17 protein-coding genes and 1 tRNA gene are annotated in these 21,318 nt (G+C 69.5%); 13 read left to right on the top strand and 5 right to left on the bottom strand.

Features of this window, described 5'->3' with window-relative positions; translation table 11 throughout:
* The first annotated feature begins 795 nt into the window (after positions 1–795).
* Positions 796–873, top strand: a tRNA-Pro gene (locus IPK71_35610).
* 74 nt (positions 874–947) lie between these two features.
* Here IPK71_35610 and IPK71_35615 read toward each other — a convergent pair.
* Together IPK71_35615 and IPK71_35620 are read right to left on the bottom strand one after the other, a co-directional pair.
* Entirely contained in the window at positions 948–1,589 is a 642-nt protein-coding gene (locus tag IPK71_35615) for a hypothetical protein (protein ID MBK8219084.1), read from the bottom strand.
* A gap of 90 nt (positions 1,590–1,679) precedes the next feature.
* Positions 1,680–2,522, bottom strand: coding sequence for an SDR family NAD(P)-dependent oxidoreductase (locus tag IPK71_35620; GenBank protein MBK8219085.1), 843 nt, complete (start codon positions 2,520–2,522; stop codon positions 1,680–1,682).
* A gap of 226 nt (positions 2,523–2,748) precedes the next feature.
* Between IPK71_35620 and IPK71_35625 the strand changes: the two genes are divergently transcribed.
* The 8 genes from IPK71_35625 to fdhD all read left to right on the top strand — a co-directional run bounded on the left by IPK71_35625 (position 2,749) and on the right by fdhD (position 16,266).
* Entirely contained in the window at positions 2,749–3,744 is a 996-nt protein-coding gene (locus tag IPK71_35625; protein ID MBK8219086.1) for a diguanylate cyclase, read from the top strand.
* Positions 3,741–5,258, top strand: coding sequence for a glycoside hydrolase family 1 protein (locus tag IPK71_35630; GenBank protein MBK8219087.1), 1,518 nt, complete (start codon positions 3,741–3,743; stop codon positions 5,256–5,258). The genes IPK71_35625 and IPK71_35630 overlap by 4 nt, the downstream gene beginning before the upstream one ends.
* 1 nt (position 5,259) lies before the next feature.
* Complete coding sequence (locus IPK71_35635) at positions 5,260–7,761, top strand: TonB family protein (GenBank protein ID MBK8219088.1); 2,502 nt, start codon at positions 5,260–5,262, stop codon at positions 7,759–7,761.
* Positions 7,762–7,987: 226 nt separating this feature from the next.
* Positions 7,988–9,412, top strand: a complete 1,425-nt coding sequence (gene boxB, locus IPK71_35640) for a benzoyl-CoA 2,3-epoxidase subunit BoxB (protein MBK8219089.1) — start codon at positions 7,988–7,990, stop codon at positions 9,410–9,412.
* Positions 9,413–9,425: 13 nt separating this feature from the next.
* Positions 9,426–10,652: a benzoyl-CoA 2,3-epoxidase subunit BoxA gene (gene boxA / locus IPK71_35645; protein ID MBK8219090.1), complete on the top strand. Its 1,227-nt coding sequence runs from the start codon at positions 9,426–9,428 to the stop codon at positions 10,650–10,652.
* Between the two features lie 180 nt (positions 10,653–10,832).
* The gene (locus IPK71_35650) at positions 10,833–12,614 is read left to right on the top strand and encodes an NAD(P)H-dependent oxidoreductase subunit E (GenBank protein ID MBK8219091.1); all 1,782 of its coding nucleotides are present in this window, start codon (positions 10,833–10,835) and stop codon (positions 12,612–12,614) included.
* Between the two features lie 32 nt (positions 12,615–12,646).
* A complete protein-coding gene (fdhF, locus tag IPK71_35655) occupies positions 12,647–15,385 on the top strand; it encodes a formate dehydrogenase subunit alpha (protein MBK8219092.1) in 2,739 nt (912 codons plus the stop codon).
* Positions 15,382–16,266 carry a formate dehydrogenase accessory sulfurtransferase FdhD gene (gene fdhD, locus IPK71_35660; GenBank protein MBK8219093.1) on the top strand — a complete coding sequence of 295 codons (885 nt, stop codon included), beginning with the start codon at positions 15,382–15,384 and terminating at the stop codon, positions 16,264–16,266. Before fdhF ends, fdhD begins: the two co-directional genes overlap by 4 nt.
* Here fdhD and IPK71_35665 read toward each other — a convergent pair.
* Positions 16,232–16,432: a hypothetical protein gene (locus tag IPK71_35665; GenBank protein ID MBK8219094.1), complete on the bottom strand. Its 201-nt coding sequence runs from the start codon at positions 16,430–16,432 to the stop codon at positions 16,232–16,234. The two genes, fdhD and IPK71_35665, sit on opposite strands and share 35 nt — an antisense overlap.
* Positions 16,433–16,522: 90 nt before the next feature.
* On the opposite strand from IPK71_35665, the gene IPK71_35670 reads away from it, so the two are divergent.
* On the top strand, positions 16,523–17,764 hold the full coding sequence (locus IPK71_35670; GenBank protein MBK8219095.1) for a hypothetical protein: 1,242 nt from the start codon (positions 16,523–16,525) through the stop codon (positions 17,762–17,764).
* A 34-nt stretch (positions 17,765–17,798) separates the two neighbouring features.
* Here IPK71_35670 and IPK71_35675 read toward each other — a convergent pair whose 3' ends face one another.
* Complete coding sequence (locus IPK71_35675; protein MBK8219096.1) at positions 17,799–18,635, bottom strand: sterol desaturase family protein; 837 nt, start codon at positions 18,633–18,635, stop codon at positions 17,799–17,801.
* A 173-nt stretch (positions 18,636–18,808) separates the two neighbouring features.
* On the opposite strand from IPK71_35675, the gene IPK71_35680 reads away from it, so the two are divergent.
* Positions 18,809–19,072, top strand: coding sequence for a hypothetical protein (locus tag IPK71_35680; GenBank protein MBK8219097.1), 264 nt, complete (start codon positions 18,809–18,811; stop codon positions 19,070–19,072).
* Positions 19,069–19,437, top strand: coding sequence for a hypothetical protein (locus tag IPK71_35685; protein ID MBK8219098.1), 369 nt, complete (start codon positions 19,069–19,071; stop codon positions 19,435–19,437). The genes IPK71_35680 and IPK71_35685 overlap by 4 nt, the downstream gene beginning before the upstream one ends.
* A gap of 3 nt (positions 19,438–19,440) precedes the next feature.
* Here IPK71_35685 and IPK71_35690 read toward each other — a convergent pair whose 3' ends face one another.
* The gene (locus IPK71_35690) at positions 19,441–20,376 is read right to left on the bottom strand and encodes a sigma-54-dependent Fis family transcriptional regulator (GenBank protein ID MBK8219099.1); all 936 of its coding nucleotides are present in this window, start codon (positions 20,374–20,376) and stop codon (positions 19,441–19,443) included.
* 193 nt (positions 20,377–20,569) lie between these two features.
* Here IPK71_35690 and IPK71_35695 point away from each other — a divergent pair, with 193 nt between their 5' ends.
* Positions 20,570–21,286, top strand: a complete 717-nt coding sequence (locus IPK71_35695) for a hypothetical protein (protein ID MBK8219100.1) — start codon at positions 20,570–20,572, stop codon at positions 21,284–21,286.
* The last annotated feature ends 32 nt before the right edge of the window (positions 21,287–21,318 follow it).

Here is a 21,318-nt window from a genome sequence, read left to right on the forward strand (position 1 = left end):
GCGCGGCCCCCTCAATCCAGTGCCACCCATACGCTCCCCTCATCGCGCGGAACGACGGCGAGTTTGGGAGGGGCCCGCCCCCGGGAACGTCGACCCACGCCGTCCCCGCTCCGCCCCATGATTTCAACCCCTTGGCGCCAACGTCGGTCGGCTCTCTCTCTCTACGTCGGTCGTCTCTCTCTCTCTCCTCCTCCCGAGAAGCCTCCGCTCCCCTCCTCGGACGCCGATCCCCGGGTTTTCCAAGGGGGCGGTGGGGGTCGTCGTTCCCGGCGGTGGGAGGCCCCAGGTGTCTGAGCTCGTCGTTCTCGCGCGGCTGCTGCAATCCAGGGCCACCCATACGCTCCCCTCATCGCGCGGAACGACGGCGAGTTTGGGAGGGGCCCGCCGCCGGGAACGTCGACCCACGCCGTCCCCGCTCCGCCCCATGATTTCAACCCCTTGGCGCCAACGTCGGTCGGCTCTCTCTGGTCCGCCGCCCCATGATTTCAACCCCTTGGCGCCAACGTCGGTCGGCTCTCTCTGCTGTCGGGTCGGCTCTCTCTGCTGTCGGGTCGGCTCTCTCTGCTGTCGGGTCGGCTCTCTCTGCTGTCGGTCGGCTCTCTCTGCTGTCGGTCGGCTCTCTCTGCTGTCGGTCGGCTCTCTCTGCTGTCGGGTCGGCTCTCTCCGCGAGCGCCTCGAGCTCGGCATCGCGCCCTCGTTTCTTCTCCCTTCACCCGCCCCCCCGGGAGTCGCCAGACCGAGCCGACCGACGGCGGGGTTTCCCTGCGATCGGCGCGGTGCTATGAGAGAGGGGCCTCGGGGAGTCGCACAGCCTGGTAGTGCACGAGCTTTGGGTGCTCGTTGTCGTCGGTTCGAATCCGGCCTCCCGACCCAAAACGAAAGGCCCACGAACCGCTCGTGGGCCTTTTTCCTTTTCCAGCGGTGGAGCTCGAGGCCGAAGCCGTGGGTCAGCGGCGCAGAGCTCCCAGGGCCTCGCCGAGACCGGCGGGCGTGGCCTTGAGCTTCACGTAGATGTGGTCGTCGTCGGTCTCGATGGCGCCGACGCCGAGGACGGGGGTGATCACGGAGAGGGCCTTTCGGAGGGCCTTGTTGGCCGCGATCTTGGGCACCTGCATCAGGTCGAGCACGATGCGATCGTCCTCGGCCTCGACGATGGCCGGCGGCTTTTTCGGCAGGAACTTCACGACGTTGCCCGGCTTCGAAAGGTCGAGCGCGCCCGAGCGGACCAGCATCGACACGGGGGACTCGACGTCCGACAGGACCGCGAGCTTCACGTCCCGGAGGCGAATGCCCACCCGGATGCTGTCGGCCGAGATCTGGACCTCGTCGATCTTGATGGACGCCCCGGCGCGGAGCGGGGTCCCCATCGCGTCGATCACGGCGCTGAACTTCAGCGCCGGCGGGGTCGAGTCGATCTCGACCTCCTTCGGGGCCTTCTTCCCCTGGATTTGCCCGGCGAGCCAGCGGAGGCTCGCGAGCGGGACGCCGAACTTGAGGGACGTCGCGTTCGTGGCCGCCTTCACGACCTCGTCGGGGTTCTTCCTCAGGTAGCCCACTGCCGCGGACAACACCGCTTTCGGGTTCAGCATTTCTCCGAGCGTACCGACATGCGGTGCCTTGAGAAGCTCGAAAATGGTGCGCGCCGCGTCATCGGCCCCAAAGTTTGCCCACGAGGCAGCTCAGGCGCGGACGATCGCGTCCCAGTTGTCGGCGATCTCGTTGGCCGTCCAGACCGTCGACTCGCCCTCTTTGAACTTGCCCGGGGTCTCGACCACCTTGAAGGCGTACATCCTCGCACCTGCGACCGCGAGCACGTAGCCGGTGCGCGCGCCGCAGAGGTCGCTCGACAGAAAGAGGGCGGCGGGGGCCACGTGCTCGGGGCCCATGGTGGCCATGCCCTGGAACATGGGCAGGTCCTCGGTCATGCGCGTCTTGGCGATGGGGGCGAGGGCGTTCACCGTGATGCGGTGCTTCTGGAGCTCGATGCTCATGGTGCGCGTGAGCCCGTAAATGCCGGCCTTCGCCGCCGCGTAACTCGCCTGACCGAAGTTGCCGAGCAGGCCCGAGACGCTCGTGGTGTTCACGATGCGCCCGCCCTCGCCGCGGGGCACGGCGCGCCGCGCGAAGGCCTGGGAGCAGAGGAAGGTGCCCTTCAGGTGGACGGCGACGACGGCGTCCCACATGTCTTCTTCGAGCTTGAGGAGGCTCTTGTCGCGCAGGATGCCCGCGTTGTTCACGAGGATGTCGACGTGGCCGAACGCCGAGACCGCCTGATCGACGATGCGCTCGGCGCCCTCGGCCGTGGCCACCGTGTCGACGTTCGCGAGGGCGACGCCGCCGGCCTTGCGGATCTCTTGTACGACCGACTCGGCCGCGCTGTCGCCTGGTGTGCCGTCCCGTGCGCCGCCCACGTCGTTCACGAGGACCTTGGCGCCCTCTTTGGCGAAGAGGAGGGCGTGCTCCCGGCCGATTCCGTTGCCCGCACCGGTGACGATCGCGACTTTGCCTTCGAGGAGACCCATGGCCGGAGGTCATAGTTCGACGCCGAGGCTTTCGCGAGCCCCGATTTCCACGGCGTCTCGCCGAGCGCACGTGCCTCGGACCTACGCCTCGCCCCCGGAAAAAAGCGCCTTTCCCTCGCCGGAGGGCTGAACTAGAGGAAAGGCCACGTTTCTGGGAGAGGGCCCGACTGCCGAGGGCCGACACGAGCCGAGGCGACTCGAGCTCGACCGCGACACGCGAGGGGGCATGAGCTTGAAGAACCGCACCACCCAGCGAATCTCGACCTCGCTCCTGCGCGTGCACGACGAAGATTCGACGCTCGTGACCCGCATGAGCGGCGACGAACGCGAGACCGAGCCGGGCAAGATGGCCATCGCGCCCGCGGCCAAGGACCGCGCGCTCCTCGTGCTGCTCACGGGCATCCACGCAGGCCAGGTGCACCGCCTCGACGAGCGCGCCCCGAGCGTGCTCGGCCGCAGCAGCGACTCGGACATCATCGTCGACGACGCGGGCGTGAGCCGCTCGCACGCGCGCCTCACGAAGAACGCCGAGACGTGGACGTTCGAGGATCTCGGGGCGACGAACGGCAGCTTCGTCGGGGGCCGCCGGGTGCGCGGGGCGACCGAGCTCCGGCCGGGCGACCGCATCCAGCTCGGACCGAACGTGGTCTTCCGCTTCAGCGTGACCGACGAGAGTGAAGCCGAGCTTCAGCAAAAGCTCTTCGACTCGTCGACCCGGGACGGCCTCACCCAGCTCTACAACCGGCGCTACTTCGACGAGCGCTTGGTCGCCGAGATCGCGTACGCCCGGCGCCACGCCACCCCGCTCTGCCTCATCATGATGGACGTCGACCGCTTCAAGGCCATCAACGACTCGCTCGGTCACCTCGTCGGCGACTCGGTCTTGCGCGCCGTCGCGGGCGAGGTCGTGCGGGTCGTGCGCACCGAGGACGTGGTCGCTCGGTACGGGGGCGAAGAGCTCGTCGTGCTCGCGCGCGCCACCGGCCACGACGCCGGAGCTCGCCTCGCCGAGCGCATCCGCGCGGCCATCGCCGACCTCGACGTCACGCCGCCGCCGCCCGCCTCCGAGGTGAAGGTCACGATAAGCCTAGGCGTCGCCGCGCTCGACGAGGTCCCGCAGGGCGCGCCCGACAGCGCCTTGGTCGACCTCGCCGACGAGCGACTCTACGCCGCGAAAGAGGCCGGCCGCAACCGCATCGTCACAGGGAAAGAGGCCACATGAGGGGCAAAGCTCGCTTCGTCCGAGCGGTCACGCTCTCGCTCGCTTCGCTCGGAGCCGCCGTGGCCTGCTCGTCGTCCGAGCCCGCGCCCGCCGAGGTCGTCCCCCGCCCGGCGGAGGTCACGTTCCCGAAGGGCTTCCTCATGGGCTCGGCCACCGCGTCGTTCCAAGTCGAGAACGGGAACGCCGGCACCGACTGGGGCGTGTGGGCCACCTTGCCCGGCAAAATCAAGGGCGGCGACAAACCGGACGACGGCCCCGACATGCTCGCCCACATCGACGAGGACGTGGCCTCCATGGTCGCCACGAGCCAGAACGCCTACCGGTTCTCGCTCGAGTGGGGAAAGCTGTATCCTACACGCGCCTCGCTCGACGCCGACACGCCCGACCCGGCCGTGCTCGCCAAATACGAGGAGCTCGTGAAGAAGCTCCGCGCGGCGAACGTGACGCTCATGCTCACGCTGAGCCACTTCACGCTGCCCGTGTACCTCGCCGACCCGCGCCAAAAGGGGCCGTACGGCTGGGAGAGCCCCGACACGGCGACGGCCTTCGCCACCTACTGCGAGAGGATCGCGGCGCGCTTCGGGGCGAGCGTCGACCTGTGGGCCACGATCAACGAGCCCATCGTGGCCCCGCTCGGTGGGTACATCCAAGGCGGCTTTCCGCCGGGCCTCACGCTCGAGGTCGAGCGCGCGCTCACGGTCGCCAAGGCCGAGGCGTACGCGCACGCGCGCTGCTACGACGCCATCAAGAAGGCCGACACCCGCGACGCCGACGGCGACGGCAAGCCCGCCCTCGTGGGGCCGGTGCTCCACCAACGCGACGTCATCCCCCGCGATCCGAACGACGCCGAGGACGTCGCCGCGGCCGACCGCGTGCGCTACCTCAACAACCTGTGGTTCGCCAACACGGCCACCCGCGGCGACTTCGACGACGACTTCGACGGAAAGCTCGACGGCCCGAACGACAAGAAGGCCGACCCTGCCTTGGCCAACCGTGCCGATTTCCTCGGCGTGAACTACTACACGGCCATGGAGGCCGCGTCCTCGGGCGGCGTCGTGCTCCCGCGCGTGAACGCGGTCATCAAGGCCGACAGGCTCCCCACGCTGCGCCCCAAGACCGACTTCCACTGGGACATCCACCCCGCGGGCTTCGGCGTCGTCCTCGACGAGGTTGCACAATACAAGCTCCCGGTCTACGTGACCGAGAACGGCATCGCCGACTCGAAGGACGTGAACCGCTCGAGGTTCTTGGCCGAGCACCTCTTCGAGGTCGGCTACGCCATGAAGCGCGGCCTCGACGTGCGCGGCTACTTCCACTGGTCGCTCATCGACAACTTCGAGTGGAACAGCGGCTTCTGCCCGCGCTTCGGCCTCGTCGCGTACGACACGAAGGCGAAGACGCGCACGCTCCGGAAGAGCGCCGACACGTTCGCGCGTATCATCCGCGCCGGCAAGGTGACGCAGGCCGAGATCGACGCCGAGCCGCCGTACGCCGCCCCCACCCCGTGCGAGTGACGTGAAGCGGTGGGCGCTCGCGCTCGGCGTCGTGCTCGTGGGCGTGCCCGCGCGCGCCTCGGCCGACCCGCCGGATTCCCGAGCGAATACGAGCCCTTCGACGCAAGAGCACCCGCCGGTGATCGTGCCGCCGCGCGCGCTCGGTGACGTCCGCGCCGCGTACCCGAAGGGAGCGGAGGGCCGCGCCACGGTGGTGGTCGAGCTCACGGTCACGGCGGAGGGCGACGCCCAAGACGTGCACGCGGCCTCTGGCGACGAGCCCTGGACGACCCCGGCGCTCGAGACCGTGCGCGCGCTCCGCTTCGATCCTGCGACCCGTGACGGCCACCCGATCGCCGCCAAGATCCGCATGCGCGTCGACTTCGAGCCGCCGATCGAGCGCCCCGTCGAGCTCCCGCCCGATCCGTACGAAGATCCGCTCCCGACGCTGCCGAAGAACCCGTACGACGACCTCGCCCCTTCCCCGCCCGCACCGAAGGTCGAACAGGTCGAGGTGACCGGGACGCGCAGGGTCCCCGGGAAAATAAGCCTCGGGAGGGCCGAGGTGCGTGACATGCCGGGCGCCTTCGGCGACGCGTTCCGCGCGATCGACTCGCTCCCGGGTGTCACGCCGATGGCGAGCGGCTTGCCCTTCTTCTTCGTGCGCGGCGCGCCTCCGGGCAGCACCGGGTACTTCCTCGATGGCATTCGCCTGCCGGTGCTCTTCCACCTCGGAGCGGGCCCGAGCATCGTGCACCCCGGGCTCATCGATCACGTCGATTTTTACCCCGCCGCGGCGCCTGCGATCTACGGGCGCGCGTCGGGTGGCATCGTCGCCGCGGAGACCCGTCGCCCCGAAGGTCACGCGCGTGGAGAGGCGAACCTCCGGCTCCTCGACGCCGGCGCGCTCGTCGAGTCCCCCCTGCCGAAGGGCATGGGGTCGGCGCTCGCGGCCGGCCGCTTCGGGTACCCGGGCTTGCTCCTCCCGCTCTTCGCGCCGAACACGCGGCTCTCCTACTGGGACTACCAGCTCCGAGGGACCTTGAACCTCTCGGAGCACGACACGCTCACCGTCTTCGCGCTCGGGAGCTACGACTACCTCGGGAGGCGCACACGCCAACGCCCGAGCGGCACGGGCAGCCCCACGGTCGACGACCCGGTCGGGTTCGGAGAGACCGAGCGACGCGACCTCGAGACGCGGACGATCTTCGAGACCGACGTCTCGCGTATCGAAGCGAAACACGAGCACCGCGAGGCAGGCACCCTCGTGCGCGAGGCGTTCGTGCTCGGGAGGGACACGACCGCCCTCGGCCTGCGCGATCGCGTGGAGACCGATCTGCTCTCGGGGCGCGTCGACGTGGAGCGGAGGCTCTCCGACGCGATCGCCGTGACCGGCGGGCTCGACGTCGCCTACCAGCGGTATGCCGTACGCGCCGAGGGCTCGCCCGTCCCGAGCCCCGAGTTCGAGGCCCTCTTCCCCGCGCGGGACGAGCTCGTGCTCGGCGGACGCATCGATGCAACCTACACACTTCGCGACCGCGTGCGCATCACGGCGGGGCTGCGCGTCGACCGCTACTCGGCCTACCGCATCGAGGACGTAGGGTACGCGCTCTCCCCCGATCCGCTCCCGGGCACGCGCCTCTCCGTCGAGCCTCGGCTCTCGGCGCGCGTGGCCGTCGTGCCCCGCGTGACGTTCGTGTCGACGGCCGGGATCGCCGGGCAACCTCCGCGCTTCGCCCTACCCTTGCCGGGCCTCACGATCGGGAGGCTCGGCGAGGGCCTCGAGCGCGCGGTGCAGGCGAGCGAGGGCCTCGAGTGGGCGCTCCCGTTCGCGCTCACGGTGACCACGACCGTGTTCACGTCGCGCACGGTAGGCCTCGCCGACTTCTTCGCGGCGTGCCCGGGCGGCCGAGGCGCCTTCACCGACGGCAACGCGTGCAGCGGGCGCTCCGGAGGCTCGGCGTTCGGCTTCGAGCTCTACGTGAAGCGCGCGTTCGGCGAGAAGCTCACGGGGTTCTTGTCGTACACCCTCTCCCGCTCGACGCGCACGATCCCCATCACCGTCTTCGGCTCGGCCCTCGGGCCCTCTCTCCGCGCCGAGCTCGAGCCCGAGGACGGAAAGGTCACCGTCGCGTCCGACTACGATCGCACGCACGTCCTCTCGACGGCCCTCGCGTACGCGTTCGGGAACGGGTACCGCGCCGGCGCCAAGCTCGTCGTGTACTCGGGCCGCCCGTACACCCCGAAGCGCTTCGACGGCACGTTCCTCGGCACACCGAACGGCTCGCGGCTCCCGCTCTTTCATCGCATCGACCTGCGCCTCGAGAAATCCTGGTCGTTCTCACAGGGCAGGCGCATCTCCGCCGTGCTCGAAGGCCTCAACGTCACCCTCCGCCCCGAGGCCAACGACGTGACGTGCGGTGTGCGCGCCGGCGAGGACGACATCGACCTCGGCGATGGTTGCGTGGCCGAGGAGATCGGGCCCATCGCCGTGCCGAGCATCGGTGTCGAGGCCGTGTTCTGAGGGAGCGCACGACCGTACCCGCACGCGTCGTGTCCGTTCGTGTGCATGACGCATCTTTCGACGCGGCACGTCGGACGCGCGCGACGAGGAGTGCACCCGGCGAACCGTTTGCGCCCGAACGAAATCGGCGCATGCCCCGCGGGCCCGCGAGGGGCCGAAACGCCCTGCCATCGTGCCTCGCACGCGGGTTGCTTTGCGCACGCGAAACGCCGACCCGCGAGGCCCCATGAGCATCGACTACACCTCGAAGATCCCGAACAACGTCGACCTGGCGAGCAACAAGACGCTCCAGCGTGCGCTCGAGCAGTGGCAGCCGAGGTACCTCGACTGGTGGAGCGAGATGGGCCCGGTCGAGAGCAAGCCGTGGGACATCTACCTGCGCACGGCCATCAGCGTCGATCCGCAGGGGTGGGCGCACTTCGACTACGTGAAGATGCCCGACTACCGCTGGGGCATCTTCCTCACGCCGCCCGAGGAGGGCCGCAAGATCGCCTTCGGTCACCACAAGGGTCAGCCCGTGTGGAACGAGGTGCCCGGCGAGTACCGCAGCACGCTCCGCCGCATCATCGTCACGCAGGGAGACACCGAGCCCGCGAGCGTCGAGCAGCAGCGCCACCTCGGCATGACCGCGCCCTCGCTCTACGACCTCCGGAACCTCTACCAGGTGAACGTCGAAGAGGGCCGGCACCTCTGGGCGATGGTCTACTTGCTCCACGCGTACTTCGGGCGCGACGGCCGCGAGGAGGGCGAGGAGCTGCTCGCGCGCCGCTCGGGCGACGAGGACAAACCGCGCATCTTGGGCGCGTTCAACGAGAAGACCCCCGACTGGCTCTCGTTCTTCATGTTCACGTTCCTCACCGATCGCGACGGCAAGTACCAGCTCGCCGCGCTCGCCGAGAGCGGCTTCGACCCGCTCGCCCGCTCGTGCCGCTTCATGCTCACCGAGGAGGCCCATCACCTCTTCGTGGGCGAGAGCGGCATCGGCCGCATCCTCCAGAGGACCGCCGAAATCATGAGCAAAAACAACATCGAAGACCCGAAGGCCGTGCGGGCCCACGGCGTCATCGATCTGCCCACGATCCAGCGGTATCTGAACTTTCACTTCAGCGTCACGCTCGACCTCTACGGGTCGGAGGTGTCGTCGAACGCGTCGACGTTCTACACCTCGGGCCTCAAGGGTCGCTTCGAGGAGGAGAAGATCGACGACGACCACGACCTCTCGAAGCTCGCCTACCCGGTGCTCCGCGCCGAGGGCGACAAGCTCGTGTCGGGCGAGGAGAACGCCCTCATGACGCTCAACGAGCGCCTCCGCGACGACTACATCAAAGACTGCCAAGCGGGCGTCGACCGGTGGAACAAAATCCTCCAGCGCGGGGGAGTGTCGTTCCGGCTCACGTTGCCGCACAAGGCCTTCAACCGCAAAATCGGCCTCTTCTCGAAGACCCACGTCGACCCGCAGGGGCGCGTCGTGACCGAGGCCGAGTGGCTCTCGAAGAAGGACACGTGGCTCCCGACGGACGACGATCACGCCTTCATCCAGTCGCTCATGGGGCGCGTGGTCGAGCCCGGCAAGTACGCGAGCTACATCGCCCCGCCGGCGCGCGGCATCAACAACCAGCCCGCCGACTTCGCCTACGTGCGCTTCAACTGACCGAGAGATCGCCTTGGACGCCACCCTATCGCCGCTCCTCAAGCGCCAGCACCTCATCGATCCGGACGTGTGCATCCGCTGCAACACGTGCGAGGAGGTGTGCAAACCCAAGGCGATTTCCCACGACGCCCGGCAGTACGCGATCGCCTTCGACGCGTGCAACGGCTGCAACGACTGCATCCCGCCGTGCCCCACCGGCGCCATCGACAGCTACCGCCGCGTCGAGACGCCCTACACGATCGCCGAGCAGCTCGGGTGGGAGTCTCTCCCGGACGACACGGCCCCGCCCGACGCGCCGAGCGTGCGCGACACGAGCCTCCCGGAGGACGTCGCGCGCATCGTCGCCGAGGCCACGCGCACCTCGGGCCCCGTGCCTCCGCCGTGGTCGGCGGCGCACCCGTACGTGGGCCTCTACTCGGCAGAAAAGCCTGCGATCGCCACGGTCGTCGGCAACCACAGGCTCACCGACGAGGACGCCGAGAGCGACATTCGCCACATCGTGCTCGACTTCAAGAGCACGGCGTTCCCGGTGCTCGAGGGGCAGTCGATCGGCGTCTTGCCTCCGGGCACGGACGCGAGCGGCAGGCCCCACCACGTGCGCCTCTATTCGGTCGCGAGCCCCCGCGACGGCGAACGGCCACGGCACAACAACCTCTCGATCACGGTGAAACGCGTCACGACCGACCGCGACGGGAAGCCCGTGCGTGGCGTCGCTTCGAACTGGCTCTGCGACCTCGAGCGCGGCGCCGAGGTGCGGGTCACGGGGCCCTACGGCACGAGCTTCCTCATGCCGAACCACCCCGGAGCGAAGCTCCTCATGGTGTGCACGGGCACGGGCGCCGCCCCGATGCGCGCGATGACCGAGCGACGACGCCGAAGGCTGCCCCTGCGCGAAGGAGGGGAAATTCTCCTCTTTTTCGGCGCGCGGCGGCCGGGGGAGCTCCCGTATTTCGGGCCCCTGCAGAAGCTCCCGCGCGAGCTCGTCGACGTGGAGCTCGCCTTCTCGCGCGTACCGGGCAAACCCAAGGAGTACGTGCAAGACCGCATCCGCGCCCGCAAGGACGACGTCGCGCGGCTCCTCTCGGATCCCGACGCGTTCGTCTACGTCTGCGGGCTCCGCAAGATGGAAGAGGGCGTGCTCGAGGCGTTCGCCGAGGTGGCAGAAGGCGCCGGCCTCGTGTGGCCCGAGCGGCTCGAGAGGCTCCGTCGCGAGGGACGCTTCCACCTCGAGAGCTACTGAGCGCCATGGCGCGGCACGTCGAGCGGCGTCGCGATGACGCAGCGTAGCCAACGCACCGCGTGGCTATTTTCTCAGGGGATCGTCGTGGGTCGAGCGCACGTTCGGGGCTAAGCTCCGCGCTCCGGCGCGAGAGCGACCACGGCCTTCGTGGGGCGCGGCTCGTCGCCTCACGAGGCCCCCGTGTCGCAGAACCTCATCCAGCTTCGCCGCAAGAAGGGCTCCGTGTCGCCCGAGCACGGCCCCATCGAGCGCCTCCGCCACGTGATGCACGAGCGGCGCGAGATCACCGCAGACGACGTCGCCGAGATCGCGCGCGCGACGGGCGCCCCCGAGGCCACGGTGTTCGGCGTCGCGACGTTCTACGGTGACCTCGGCACGAAGAAGCGCGGGAGGGCGCGCGTGAAGGTGTGCCGAGGCACGGCGTGTTTCGCCGCGGCGGGCGAGCGCCACGTGGGCTACCTCGAAGAGGCCCTCGGCACGAAGCTCGACACCACGACCGAAGATGGCGACGTGTCGCTCGAGGGCGTGTATTGCCTCGGCTTCTGCAACGACGGACCGTGCGTGGAGGCCGAGGGTGAGGTCTACGGGCGCGTGACCCCCGAGGTGGCCCAAGAGATCGCCAAGAACGCGAAAGAAAAGCGTTTTTCGGGCACGGCCGAGCAGGAGAGCGTGCCTCGGTTCGAGGTCATGGGCGGCCCGGCGATCGTGCTCGAGCGGCTCGCTTCCGGCATCGACGCGTGCGATCTCGCGAAGGCGCGCGAGCACGGCGTGTACGCGGGCCTCACGAAGGCGCTCGCGTCGGAAGGCGGCATGCGCCCCGAGGACGTGCTCGAAGAGGTCACGCTGTCGCAGCTCCGCGGGCGGGGGGGCGCCGGGTTCCCCACGGCGACGAAGTGGCGCCTCATGGCGGAGCACTCGCGACGCGAAGGCGAAGGCTTCATCGTGTGCAACGCGGACGAGGGAGATCCGGGCTCGTACATCGACAAATACCTGATGGAACGTGACCCGTTCGCGGTGCTCGAGGGCATCACGCTCGCGGGCTACGCGACGCACGCGACGCGCGGCTACGTCTACGTGCGGAGCGAGTACCCGCGCTCGGCCCCGACCCTGCGCGCCGCCGTCGCGAAGGCCAAAGAGGCAGGTCTCTTGGGCGAGCGCATCCTCGGCTCGAGCTTCTCGTTCGACATCGAGATCTGCGAGGGCGCAGGCTCGTACGTGTGCGGCGAGGAGACCGCGCTCCTCCGCTCGCTCGAGGGGCTCCGCGGCATGGTCACCGCGAGGCCGCCGTTCCCAGCCGAGAAGGGCCTCTTCGGCAAACCCTCGATCGTGAACAACGTGGAGACGCTCGCGAACGTGGGCTTCATCGTGCGGCACGGCGGCGCGCACTACGCGTCGTTCGGGCACGGGAAGAGCCGTGGCACGAAGGTGCTCTCGCTGAACGAGCGCTTCGCGAGGCCCGGCATGGTGGAGGTGCCCTTCGGCGTCACCCTGCGCGAGGTGCTCGAAGGGTGGGCCGGCGGCATGAAGGGCGGGCGCCCGATCAAGGGCGTGCAGGTGGGCGGTCCGCTCGGGGGCATCTTGCCGGCGAGCCTCCTCGACACGAAAATCGGCTTCGACGAGCTCGACGCCGTGGGCGGACTGCTCGGGCACGGAGGCATCGTGGCGTTCGACGACACCACGCCCATGCGCGATCTCGCGGTGCACCTCTTCGAGTTCTGCGACGCCGAGTCGTGTGGCAAATGCTTCCCGTGCCGGCTCGGCGGGCGCCGGGGGCTCGAGCTGTCGCGCAGGCTCCGCGACACGAACGACCCGGCCGAGGCGCGCGCGATCGTCGACCTCTTCCCCGATCTGCTCGAGACGATGAAGCTCGGCTCGCTCTGCGCCCACGGTGGCGCCATCCCCATACCCATCGCGTCGCTGCTCACGCACTTCCGCGACGAGATGCTCGGAGGTGCCTCGTGACCAAGAAGGAAGGCGGCGGCGTGCGAAAGCTCGTGAAGCTCACCATCGACGGGCAGGAGGTCGTCGCCTCCGACCGCGCGACCATCCTCGACGTCGCTCGGCGCGAGAAAATCCGAATCCCTACGCTCTGTTACGACCCGAAGCTCCAACCCTTCGGCGCGTGCCGCGTGTGCATGGTGGGCGTCGAGGGCGCGCGGGGGCCGGTGGCCGCGTGCACGACGAAGGTCCGCGAGGGCATGGTGGTGCACACCCAAGATCCCGTGGCCACGCGCGTGGCGAAGGGCGTCGTCGAGCTCGTGCTGAGCGACTACCCGAAGGAGGCCCTCGCGCGCGAGGGCGAGCGCAACGAGCTCCGCGAGGTGGCCGCGCACTTCGGCCTGACCGAGAGCCGCTTCGAGGGCGAGCGCCACGCCTACACGAGGGACGATCGACACCCCTACATCAAGGTCGACATGAACGAGTGCATCGTCTGCGGGCGATGCGTGCGCGCGTGCGACGAGATCCAGGGCGCGTTCGCCCTCTCGTACGCGGGGCGCGGCTTCGACACGCGCATCGTCGCGGGCATCGACGCGGCCTTCTCCGAGTCGAGCTGCGTGTCCTGCGGGGCGTGTGTGTCGACCTGCCCCACGGGCGCGCTCGACGAGGCCGCGTTCGTCGCGAAGGAGACGATCGACGCGAAGGTGACGACGACGTGCGCGTACTGCGGCGTCGGATGCTCGCTCGAGGTCAACGTCCGCGACGATCAGGTCGTCTCGATCGACCCGGCCGAGGAGGGCCCCGCGAACCGCGGGCACACGTGCGTGAAGGGCCGCTTCGCCCATAGCTACGCGCGCGCGAAGGACCGCCTCACGAGCCCGCTCCTCCGAAGGAGCGACGGCACGCTCCGCGAGGCCTCGTGGGACGAGGCGCTCTCGTTCGTCGCCAAAAAGATGAACGAGATCAAAGCGAAACACGGGCCCGACGCCCTCGCCGCCATCTCGTCGAGCCGCTGCACGAACGAGGAGAACTACCTCCTCCAGAAGATGTTCCGCGCCGCCGTCGGCACGAACAACATCGACAACTGCTCGCGCGTCTGCCACTCGCCGACGTCGCTCGGGCTCATCCGCTCGCTCGGCGAGTCCGGCGGCTCGAACTCGTTCGAGGACATCGACGTGACCGCGTGCATCTTGCTCGCGGGCGCGAACCCGACCGAGGGCCACCCCGTCGTCGGCGCGCGCCTCAAGGAGGCCGTGCTCCGCGGGGCCAAGCTGGTCGTGATCGATCCGCGGCGCGTCGAGCTGGCCCGGTACGCCGACGTGGTGCTCCAGCTCCGGCCCGGCGCGAACGTCGCCGTGTTCAACGGGCTCGCCCACGTCATCGTGCGCGACGGGCTCTACGATACGTCGTTCGTCGACGCGAGGACCGAGGGGTTTTCGGCCTTCCGCGAGCACATCGCGGCGTGGGATCCGAAGCGCGTCGAGGCGATCTCCGGGGTATCCCCGAAGGACCTCGAGCGCGCCGCGCACATCTACGCCACGACGAAGCCCGCGGGCATCTTCTACGGCCTCGGCGTGACCGAGCAGTCGCAGGGCGTCTCGGGCGTGCGCACGCTCGCGAACCTCGCGCTCCTCACGGGGAACTTCGGCATCCGCGGCGCCGGCTCGAACCCGCTCCGCGGGCAGAACAACGTGCAGGGCTCGAGCGACGTGGGCGCCCTGCCCACCTACCTCACCATGTACCGCCCGATGGCCGACGACGCGACGCGCGCCGAGTTCGAGGCCGCGTGGGGCGTCACCATTCGCAAAGAGCGCGGGCTCATGATCCCCGAGATGTTCCAGGCGGCGATCGACGGCAAGCTCCGCGGCATGTACGTGTTCGGTGAGGACATCGCGCAGACCGATCCGAACGTGTCGCACGTGGTCAAGGCGCTCGAGAGCCTCGAGCTGCTCGTCGTGCACGACATCTTCGCGAACGCGACCGCCGAGCACGCGCACGTCATCCTCCCGGGCTCGAGCTTCCTCGAGAAGACGGGCACGTTCACGAACGCCGAGCGGCGCGTCCAGATGGTGCGCGAGGCCGTGTCGCCGCCGGGAGACGCGAAGCGGGACCTCGACGTGATACTCGAGCTCTCGCGCCACCTCGGGTACACGATGCCCCACCGCGACGCGTCCGACGTGATGGACGAGATCGCGAAGCTTACGCCCCAGCTCCGCGGCATCTCGCACGAACGCCTTGGAAAACAAGGGCTTCAGTGGCCCGTGCCGACGAAGGAGCACCGAGGCACGCCGGTGCTCTACGAGGACGGCTTCCTCACGCCGTCGAAGCGCGGCGTGCTCTTCCCCGTCGACTGGGAGCCGCCGGGCGAAGCGGCCGACGAGGCGTACCCGTTCATCCTCGTCACCGGGCGCCAGCTCGCGCACTACAACTCCGGCACGCAGACGCGGCGCACGGGAAACGCCGAGCTCCAACCCGAGGACATGATGGAGATCCACCCGCACGACGCGGCGGCGCTCGGCATCGCCTCGGAGGACATGGTGGAGGTCACGAGCGCGCGCGGCAAGGTCGCGACCTGGGCGTGCGTGACGACGCGCGTCTTGCCCGGGCACGTGTTCCTCTCGTTCCACTTCCCCGAGGTGAAGACGAACCTGCTCACGAGCGGCAACACCGACCCGGGCACGCGGTGCCCCGAGTACAAGGTGACGGCCGTGGCGGTGCGCAAGCTCGAGGGCTCGCACCCGAAGCCCAAAGGCGCCGCGAAGGGCTTCCGCCAAGACGCGTACGACGCCGAATGACGAAGGCCCCGAAGTCCCCCGCGAAGGGCGTCGCTTCGGCGCGCGTCGTTCGCGTCGACGGCGACACGAGCGAGGCCTACGACGACGAGCTCGTGGTGGAAGAGCCGCTCGAGGTGCGGATCGACGGCGACACCTTCGCGACGACGATGCGCACCCCGGGGCACGATCGGGAGCTCGCGTTGGGCCTCCTCTTCTCCGAGGGGGTGCTCGGCTCGGTGCGGGACGTGGGGCACGCGCGCCACTGCGGGCGCACGGGCGACGAGGCGCGCGAGAACGTGCTCGACGTGGGCGCGGCCCCAGGCAAAAAGCTGAACGTTCCCGATGAGATAGGAGGTCGAAGAGGCACCCTCGTGACGAGCGCGTGCGGCGTGTGCGGCAGGCGCACCGTCGACGACTTGGTCGCGCGCTGCGGCCTCGTCGAGGACGGTGAAGCGGTGCCTCGCGACGCGGTCCCTCGGGCGGTGAGGTCGCTCTCCGAAGGGCAGCCCGTGTTCCGTCGCACGGGAGGATGCCACGCGGCGGCCCTCGTGACGTTCGCGGGTGAGGTCGTCGCGGCGTTCGAGGACGTCGGTCGCCACAACGCGGTCGACAAGGTGGTGGGGGCGATGCTCCTCCGCGACGCCCTCCCGCTCGCCGGGCACGTGCTCGCCGTGAGCGGGCGCGCGGGCTTCGAGATCGTGCAGAAGGCTGCGCTCGCGGGCATCCCGGTCGTCGCGTCGGTGTCGGCGCCGAGCTCGCTCGCGGTGGATCTCGCGCGGAGGACGAACGTCACGCTCGCGGGCTTCGTGCGGGGCGAGCGCTACAACGTCTACGCGGGAGAGGCGCGCCTCGAGCCCACCCGAGGCGCTACGAGCGCGCGAGCAGCACGCCGCCGTTCGTGAGCATCAGGAGGCCCGCGCCCGCGCAAATCCAGGGCAACGCGCCGAGCCCGCCCACCCACGGCCCCATGAACCAGCTGAGCAGGCCGAGCGACATGCCGGTGAAGATGCCCGTCGCGCCGAGGCCGACCAACACGATGCCGAGGCGCTTCGAGGTTCGTTTTTCCATGGGCTGGAGGGTGAACCGACGGGGCGCGGATTTCCATCCCGGGCGCGTCACCGGACGGGAAATTCGGGTCGATCCGTGCAAAAGTCGGGCATGGCCACGGAAGCGCCCGCCGACCCCATCCTGTTCGAGCTCGAGGTCCGCGGGTTTCTCCCGTACCCGAGCGACGGGCCCCACAAGAACCACACGACGGCGGCGCTGTTCAAGAAGGGCGACGCACGAACGCCGAACGATCTCGTGCTGATCGTCGATCGCACGAACCCGGACGCGCTCGATGGAGACGCCGGCTCGCCCCACCGCACCACACGCGCCGTGCGCCCCTTCGCGCTGCCCAAGGACGACGTGCTCGCGCTCGCGTCACGCGTGCCGCATGGCTTCTTTTCGCCCCTGAGGAGGGTCACCATCCTCGAGCTCGGAGAGGGCCCGCCCACCGCCGACGATCTCTCGCGCCTCGACACGTACCGGAGCCCGGCCTCGGGGCCGCTCCTCCTGGGCGCCGCCTACGTCGACCTCACCGCCAAGGCGGTGCACGCGAACGACGGGGCGAGCGCGTTCGCGACCGGCCTCGCCTTCGCCGAAGATCCGAGCGAGATCGCGCGCCGCGCACTGGGCGCCGAATCGCAAGAGGGTGCGGTCGGCCCGGGGGTCGCGCTGTTCTCGACCAAGGCCGTCGGCGTGGCGGCCTTCGTGCTCTCCCCCCTCGCGGCGGCGGCGCTCCTCGCGCACAACCTCGTGAAGACGCGGCGACCGGCCCTCGGAGTGGCGCTCTTCGCCACCACCTTCGTGGCGCTCGTGCTGCTCGTCTTGGCGATGTCCGAGGCCCCTTCGGCGGTGTCGGCGCCGCTCGGCATCGGCGGGCTCTTCGTGATGACGCGCCTCTCGCACATGCTGTTCGGCGAGCCCCTGCGCAAGGCGAGCTTCGGGCTCGCCGCGGGCCTCTCGCTCGCGAGCCTCGTCCTGTTCCTCGGCGCCACGTTCGGTGTCGGCGTCGCGTACGACGTGCTCTCGCACGCGGAGACCACGCTCTCGAACGGGGCCAAGGTGGTGCACGAGCGCACGGTGTCCGAGGCCGACGCGAAGAGGGTGGGCGAGTCCCTCGTGAGCGCTCACGTGCTCACCGGCCCCGAGTCCGGAGTGGCGCTCGACACGGAGGGCGCGGCGCTCGTCGTGCGCGTCGTCCTGTCCGACCCGACGGCCCACACCCGCGACGACGTGCGCCGGTTGTACACGAGCGCGGCGAAGGGCATCGCGGTCGACCTGGGCCGTGAGGTCCGCGTCGTGTTCATGAGCGATCTCGGCACCGAACGAGGACGCGTCTCGAGCGCGGTCCCCTGACGCTCGCTCAAAGCCTCGCTCGCTTTCGCCCGGTCTACTCTGGGAGCGGCTCGGGCGGCATCTTGAAGAGCACCCGCGCCTTCGCAAAAAGCCCTGTCGTTTTGGACATTTGCGCGAACATGGCGCGGTACTCGTGCCACGCGATCGTCCACAGGTTGAAGCTCTCGACGTTCTTCGTCAGGCCGAAGACGACGGGCTCCTCCTCGAGCGCGAAGGTGCCGAAGAGCCTGTCCCACACGATGAGGATGCCCCCGTAGTTCTTGTCGAGGTACCGCTCGTTCGATGCATGATGCACACGATGGTGCGACGGCGTGTTGAGCACGAGCTCGAGCGGCCCGAGCTTTCCGACGAGCTCCGTGTGGAGGAAGAACTGATAGACGAGGCTCACGCCGCCCGCGATCGCCATCATCTCGGGGCGGAAGCCGAGCAGCACCCAAGGCGGGTAGAAGACGAGGTTCGTGAAGGGCGTCCACTCTTGGCGGAGCGCGGTCGAGAAGTTGTAGTGCCGGCTCGAGTGGTGGTTCACGTGCGAGGCCCAGAAGAGCCTTATTTCGTGGCTCACGCGGTGGTGCCAGTAGAACGAAAAGTCCCACGCGACGGCGGCGAGCGCCCACACCCACGGAGCCTCCCCGAGATCGACGAGCCTGTGAGGCCAGAGGAGATCCGAGACGCGGTAGGTCGCGAGCTGGATGGCCCCGGCGAACACGAGCGACCCTACGCCCATGCCGAGGGACGCCCAGGTGTCGCGCTTCTCGTAGCCCTGGATCGCGCGGCCGGCGACGGACGTCCTCCCGCGGCAGAGCCCGATCTCGACGAGCAGCGACACGAGGTACACGGGGACGGCATACGCGGCCGGATCGACGTTCGACATCGCCCCCCTACGGTTTCACGGGCCACGGGCGACGTCGAGACCCGAGCGCGCCTCGGCGGACCGAGGCGATGGCGACACTTTGTCGCGTCCTGTCGCGCGCGGGCGCCCGAGCCCACCATCCCCGCGATTTCTCGGGCCGACCTGGGCGGCACGCGCCGTGCAGAGCGCCGCCCATGGCCATCATCGACAACGAGACCGGCGCGCGGCGCTTCGCCCGAGCGATCGCGAGCGATCTCTTGCTCTACAACCAGGCGCGGATCGTGCGGGGCATCGAGGACGACTCGCTCTTCGAGGCGCTCGCGGACGACATCGAAGAGGGGCGTGCGCTCTACCGGCGCCGCGTGAGCCCGGCGCTCCACGGTCTCCGGCTGTACGACCGGGCCTTGGTCGATGTCCTGGTCATGGGAGCCGCTCACGTGCGATCGTGGATCTGGTGAGCACGACGACCGAGGCGCGCGACGAAAGAGCGCTCGACGACCCGCAAGAGAAGGCCGCGGCGAAGGTGCGGGCCCAGCTCGAACGCTACGAGACCTGGGTGGGGGACCTGGAGGCGCGCCGCGCCGAGCTCCTCCGCAACAAGCCCTTTTACACGAAGGTCTTCCTCGCCCTTCCCCCGCTGTCGCTCCTCGGCCTCGTGCACAGCGTGGGCATGGGGGCCGCGCTGCTCTTCACGGCGATCCTCATGACGGTGTTCGGGTTCTACACGGTGCGCGTGCGCGAGAGCGACTACCGCATCGGCCTGAAAGAGGCGAAAAAGCGCATCGCCGAGCTGAAGAAAGAGCTCCCCGCCCGGCCCGCGTGACGGTCACCGCGGCGAGGGCGCCCTCACCCTCCCCCGGGCGACGTAGCGCTGGAGCGTACGGAGGCTCAGCCCGAGCACCTTCGCGGCGCCGCCGAGGCTCTGCTCCTTCGCGACCACGTGCGCGACGACCTCGTCGATCACGCGGTCGAGGCCAGCCCGAGGGTCGACGACGAGCGTGTCACCGCCGCGCGGCTTCGCGGCCGGGCCTCTCTGCCGAGCACCACGCCGCAGCGGCAGATCCGTCACGCGGACCGCACGCCCCGAGCGAAAGAGCACGATCGTCTCGGTGACGTTGCGCAGCTCGCGCACGTTGCCCGGCCACCCGTAGCCGAGCAGCTCCTGTTTGATCGTGCGCCCCACGTGAGGGCGGGGCACGCGGTGGCGCTCCGAGAGCTCGGTCACGAACGACTCGAAGAGCGGCAAGATGTCTTGGCGCCGCTCCCTCAGCGGGGGGACACGCAAGAGCACCCCGTGGATGCGGTAGTAGAGATCGGCGCGGAAACGGCCCTGCTCCACGTCGTCCTCCAGGGGACGCAGGGTGGCGAACACGAGGCGCACGTCGGCCGAGAGCTTCGCCGCGCCGCCGACGCGCATGTACTTGCGGTTCTCGAGGAACCGGAGGAGCTTCGCCTGCACGTGGATGGGCATCTCGCCGACCTCGTCGAAGAGGAGCGTGCCGCCCTCGGCCGCCTCGATTTTGCCCTTGGCGCGCGTCGCCGCGCCCGTGAACGCCCCGCGCTCGTGCCCGAAGAGCTCGCTCTCGAAGAGGGCCTCGGGGATGGCCGCGCAGTTGATCGGCACGAACGGCCCTCGGGCCCGCGACGAGAGCTCGTGGAGGCGCCGCGCGACGACCTCTTTCCCGACGCCGCTCTCCCCGAGCACAGTGACCGTGACCTCTTTCGAAGCGAGCACCTCGATCTTGCGGTGGAGGTCGCGCATGGCGGGCGAGCCGAAGAGGGGCTCGTAAGGTGCGACATCTTGTCGTTTTTGGCTCGCCATAACCCAAGTATAGAGCAGAGATGTCATTTCTGCTCGAGGTGTGGGGCCGTCGGCCTCGCTCCCTCGAGAACGCGCAGGGCACGGTTCGTGCTGTTCTCTCGCGGGGCCCGTCGGGCCCTCGAAACGGAGACTCGTGCTGCCCAACCTGCTCACTCTCTTGCGTGGCGGCCCCGCGAAGGCCAAAACGCCCACCGATGCCCTCGCTCTGTCCGTGAGGGATCGCCTCCGGCGCGGCGATCTCCCGAGCGACGAGGAGGTCGACGGGTTCCTGCGGCCTCGCTCCCAGCACCTGTCACGTCAATTTTGGACGCCTGTCGGGGTGGCGGCCAAGGTGGCGCGCTGGCTCGGAGACCTCGGAATGAAGCGGGTGCTCGACATCGGGTCGGGCTCGGGCAAGCTCTGCGTCGTGGCCGCCGCGTGCGGCGACGCGAGCTTCGTCGGGCTCGAGCAGCGGACGGACCTCGCCGACGAGGCCACGGCCCTCGCGGCTCGCTTCGGACTCTCGGACCGGGTGTCGTTCGTGAACGGGAGCCTCGGCGAGGTGCCGCTCCCCGACGTCGACGCGTTCTACCTCTACAACCCGTTCGGAGAGAACGTCTTCGGGCCCGAGAGCCACATCGACGAGTCCGTCGAGCTCTCGGATCGGCGCTACTTCGAGGACGTGGCGCGGGTCGAGGCGCTCCTCCGCGAGGCTCCGGTCGGCACGGCGCTCGTCACCTACAACGGCTTCGGAGGCACGATCCCAGGATCGTTCTGCGAGGTGGCCGTCGACCGCAAGCGCCCGAGCGTGCTGCGGATGTGGCAGAAGACGAGCCGCGTCGCCACGATCGCACACTTCGACGACGAGTGACGCCGGAGCGCCGAGCGGGCGCCTCGTCGATG

The organism is Myxococcales bacterium (assembly GCA_016712525.1).
Classification (GTDB): domain Bacteria; phylum Myxococcota_A; class Polyangia; order Polyangiales; family Polyangiaceae; genus JAAFHV01.